Origin of the sequence: Luteimonas sp. FCS-9, from assembly GCF_001014645.1 — a bacterium.
GTDB lineage: Bacteria > Pseudomonadota > Gammaproteobacteria > Xanthomonadales > Xanthomonadaceae > Luteimonas.
In genome coordinates this window covers 1-4,444 of record NZ_LASZ01000040.1, presented here as the reverse complement: position 1 = coordinate 4,444, position 4,444 = coordinate 1, and the positions used below count along the sequence as shown (strand labels likewise).

The following is a 4,444-nucleotide window of genomic DNA, read 5'->3' as shown; positions in this document are numbered from 1 at the left end:
TCGCCGACATCCACGACCAGGTCGTCGAACGCGCCGTCCACCGCGTCGAACGCATCGCCGACGTTGCTGTAGTTGCCGCCTCGGATCACGTAGGTCGGTGCGGAGATCGTGCCGTCGACGTTGACCGTCGCGCCGCCGCCCAGGTGGTCGGCGACCGAGCCGGCCACGCCGAACAGTTGCGCGCCGTTGACCGCCTCGGTGCTCGTCGCGCTGACCTCGCCCGCGGCGAGATTGCCGATCGCGGTGCCGCCCGCGCCCGCGAGGGTGACCCGGCCATAGTTTGGGTTGCCGTCGGCGTCGGTGTCGTATTGCACCGCCAGCGCATCCAGGTCGTCGACGAGATCGGCGACCTCGGTGAGCTGGCCGATGTTCGCCGCATCGTTCGCCTCGACGCCGTCGGCCACACCGCTCAGGCGACGCGCATCGCCGCCGACGTTCGCGAAACTCACCTGATCGCCGCCGGTCTGCCCGCCGACCGTCACCAGCAACGTACCCGGATCCTGGCGCACGATGCCCTCGGTGCCATCGAGCAGGTTGTTGATCGTCGTGGTGTTGCTCGCCGTGCGCCCGTCGAGGTTGTCGAGCGCCGAGCCGACGTCGCCGAAGTCGGCGGTCGTGCCGGTGTCGCTGCCGTCGTCGAGCGTGTAGACCGGCCCGGTCACCGCGCCGGTCGTCGGGTCGATCGCTGCCCCGCCGCCGAGCGCGCCGACCACCGGTGCCAGCTGGCCGACGTTGACCGCCTCGTCGGCCGCGACGCCCGCGGCGATGTTGCCGATCGCCGTTCCGTCCGCGCCCGCCAGCGTGACCCGGCTGTAGTCGGGATTGCCGTCGGCATCGGTGTCGTAGCGCACCGCCGTCGCCCCGAGGTCGCCGACATCCACGACCAGGTCGTCGAACGCGCCGTCCACCGCGTCGAACGCATCGCCGACGTTGCTGTAGTTGCCGCCACGGATCACGTAGGTCGGTGCGGAGATCGTGCCGTCGACGTTGACCGTCGCGCCGCCGCCCAGGTGGTCGGCGACCGAGCCGGCCACGCCGAACAGTTGCGCGCCGTTGACCGCCTCGGTGCTCGTCGCGCTGACCTCGCCCGCGGCGAGATTGCCGATCGCGGTGCCGCCCGCGCCCGCGAGGGTGACCCGGCCATAGTTCGGGTTGCCGTCGGCGTCGGTGTCGTACTGCACCGCCAGCGCATCCAGGTCGTCGACGAGATCGGCGACCTCGGTGAGCTGGCCGATGTTCGCCGCATCGTTCGCCTCGACGCCGTCGGCCACACCGCTCAGGCGACGCGCATCGCCGTCGACGTTCGCGAAACTCACCTGGTCGCCGCCGGTCTGTCCGCCGACCGTCACCAGCAGCGTACCCGGATCCTGGCGCACGATGCCTTCGGTGCCGTCGAGCAGGTTGTTGATCGTCGTGGTGTTGCTCGCCGTCCGCCCGTCGAGGTTGTCGAGCGCCGAGCCGACGTCGCCGAAATCGGCGGTCGTGCCGGTGTCGCTGCCGTCGTCGAGCGTGTAGACCGGCCCGGTCACCGCGCCGGTCGTCGGGTCGATCGCCGCCCCGCCGCCGAGCGCACCGACCACCGGTGCCAGCTGACCGACGTTGACCGCCTCGTCGGCCGCGACGCCGGCGGCGACGTTGCCGATCGCGGTGCCGTCCGCGCCGGCCAGCGTGATCCGCCCGAAGTCGGGCGCACCGGTGCCGTCATCGTCGTAGCGGACCGCGAACGTGCCGACACCGTCGACGTCGGCGATCGCACCCTGCAGTTGCGCGACGTTCACCGCGTCGGTCGCCGCGCTGCCCGCCGCGACGTTGGTCAGCTGCCGGGCGGCGGTCGCGGTGCCGATCGACACCTCGCCCGCCGAGCTCTGCAGCCCGGTCAGCCCGGGTGCCACGTAGCCGGTCTGTGCGCCGCGCACGGTGACCGAATCGGCGCCCAGCGCAACACTGTTGGCATGGATCGACCTGGCGTTCGCGCCGAGGATCGTCTGCCGGTCCGCGGTGCCCGTCGCGTTGTGGCCGATCACGACCGCATTGCCGAGGCGTGCGGCGTAGTTGCCGTCCGGACCGCCGGTCCAGCCGAGATCGGTCGCCGAGACGGCCGGCAGCGTGTGGCTGGCATTGGTGCCCATCACGACGGTGTTGGAACCGTTCGCCGCGGCGCCGTCGCCGACGATGATCTGGTAGTCCTGCGCGGGCAGCGTGTCCCAGGTGTAGGTGCCGAGCACACCGGGCACGCAGACGCCGATGCCGAGGACCAGCTCGCAGTCCGGATCGTTGTTCTGGCCGGCGTAGTTGCCGATCGGCACGTTGATGTAGCTGCCGGAGCTGCCGCGGCCGATGATCGTCGTGTGGTCGGCCGGGCGGTTGCCGTTGAGGTCGAGCACGTCGGGAATCACCAGCAGGTCGGTCCCGAGCAGCGAGACGGACTGGAATGCGTAGCTGAAGTTCTCGCGGGCGATCGACAGGCACTCGTCGGGCAGCAGGGTGCCGTTGCCGAGCAGGCCGCAGGCCCGGTACTCGTTCGAGATCGGAAGCAGGAAATTCGTCAGGTGCTGCACCAGGCCCGGCAGCGTGCCGCCGGTGAGCCCACCCGGATCGATCACGCCCATCGGCGCGACGCCGCCGGCGATCGCGCGCGACTGGCCCGCGAATGCACCGCTCGACCAGGCCGGCAGCGTCCCGCCCGCCAGCACGCGCTCGTTCTCGTCGAGGTGGCGCTCGACGAGCTCGGCGATCCGCTCCGGATCCGCCGATGCCGACGCGGTCGCGCGCTCCTGCGCGGCCGCGGTCGCCATGGCCGGCACGCACGCGATGGCCAGCACCGTCGCCCGCAGCCGGCGCCCGTCGCGGACGCGCCGGTCGGCCAGTTCGGACGCGACGACATAGGCGCCGAGCGCGCGGTTCCAGATCCTGCAGAAGACCCTGTTCATCCCGCTTCCCCTCGTTCTTCGTGAAGGCTCAAGGGAACAGCGGCGCGCGGACCCTGGGAATCAGACGATTCTCAAAAATCGTCGCAGGCGGCGGCCGCGCCGCTCGCGCCGCGGCCGGATAGCGCATGGCCTGGATGCCGTACCAGACGACGCGCACCTGCGGCCGGCGCACGACGAAGACCGGCCCCCGCAGCGGCCGGGGCATCCTGGAGACGCGGATCATGCGAAGCGCTGTCGTCGCTCTCGACGACGCCGCAGGAGCGCGGATGCGGCGCCGCGCGCGGTCCGGTCGACGCCTGGCGTCAGCGCGCCAGCCCGGCCGAGAGCGCGTAGGCGTAGAGCTGGCTGTGGTTGTCGAGGCCGAGCTTGCGCATCGCATCGCTCTTCTGCCTGCTGACGGTCTTGACGCTGCGCGAGAACGACAGCGCGATCTCGCTGACCGTCTTGCCGTTCGCGAACAGCCGCACGACCTCCGCCTCCTGCCGTGACAGGCGCGCGGTCCGACCGATGCCGGTCGCCGCGTCGAGCACGCGCTGGACCGCACGGCTCACGTAGCGTCTGCCCCCGGAGGCGCAGCGGATCGCCGCGGGCAGTTCGGCCACGGCGCCCGACTGGTCGACGATCGCGTGCACGCCCAGCTCCAGCATCGCGCGCAGCAACGGCGGGTTGCGCACCTCGGTGAAGACGACGACACCGACGCCCGGAAACCGCGAGCGCAGCTGCGCGAGCATGCGCAGGCCGTCGCCGGCGCGTTCGTCGGCGCCCTGCATCGTGAAGTCGGTGACTACCACCTGGCAATCGATCCGCGTCTGCAGCATCCACAGCAGGGCGTGTACGTTCGTCGCCTCGCCGGTCACGTGGATGCCCGAGTCGGGCACCTGCAGCACCGCCCGCATCCCGGCCAGCACGATCGGGCGTTCGTCCGCGGTGTAGACCCGGATCGTTCCTGTCGACAGCGCCATTCCCTAGCCCCCTGCCCATGCGCAGCGCCATACCCCGCGCTGCATGGCGACCGTATCGGGCCCCGCAGTCTTCGGCGCATGAAGGCCGACGCATTCATCCAGCTGACTCCGTGCAAACGCCGACCGATGATCGACAACCCGATGCTTCGGTCGCGAATCGGCCCTTCAGGACGTCTCGAAAATCAGGCGGCGGCGTAGCGGGCGGCGCCGCCGATCCAGCGCGCGACGAGCCGGTCGGCGCATTGCGGATCGGTCCGCAGCAGCGCCTCGCCGAGACGATGCACGGTCGGCAGCAGATCGGCATCGCGCGCCAGGTCGGCCAGCCGGAACTCGGCCAGGCCCGTCTGCCGCGTGCCCAGCAGTTCGCCCGGCCCGCGGAGCTCGAGATCCTTTTCGGCGATGACGAAGCCGTCGCCGGTCGCGCGCATCGTGTCGAGGCGCTCGCGCGCGGTGCGCGACAGCGGCGGCTGGTAGAGCAGCACGCAGCTCGACGCGGCGCTGCCTCGCCCGACCCGGCCGCGCAACTGGTGCAACTGCGCCAGGCCCAGGCGC

The 4,444-nt window shown here is 71.5% G+C and carries 3 protein-coding genes and 1 pseudogene; all 4 read right to left on the bottom strand.

What is annotated here, in order from left to right:
• Positions 1-2,930 (bottom strand): ESPR-type extended signal peptide-containing protein (locus WQ56_RS17345; RefSeq protein WP_047138393.1); only part of this gene is annotated, 2,930 nt, incomplete at its 3' end.
• 28 nt (positions 2,931-2,958) lie between these two features.
• Positions 2,959-3,153, bottom strand: a complete 195-nt coding sequence (locus tag WQ56_RS17340; RefSeq protein WP_047138392.1) for a hypothetical protein — start codon at positions 3,151-3,153, stop codon at positions 2,959-2,961.
• Positions 3,154-3,232: 79 nt separating this feature from the next.
• Positions 3,233-3,892 (bottom strand): LuxR C-terminal-related transcriptional regulator, encoded by a 660-nt coding sequence (locus tag WQ56_RS17335; protein ID WP_047138391.1) that lies wholly within the window; start codon positions 3,890-3,892, stop codon positions 3,233-3,235.
• Between the two features lie 182 nt (positions 3,893-4,074).
• A pseudogene (locus WQ56_RS17330) lies at positions 4,075-4,444 on the bottom strand (ATP-dependent DNA helicase RecG); the annotation flags it as partial.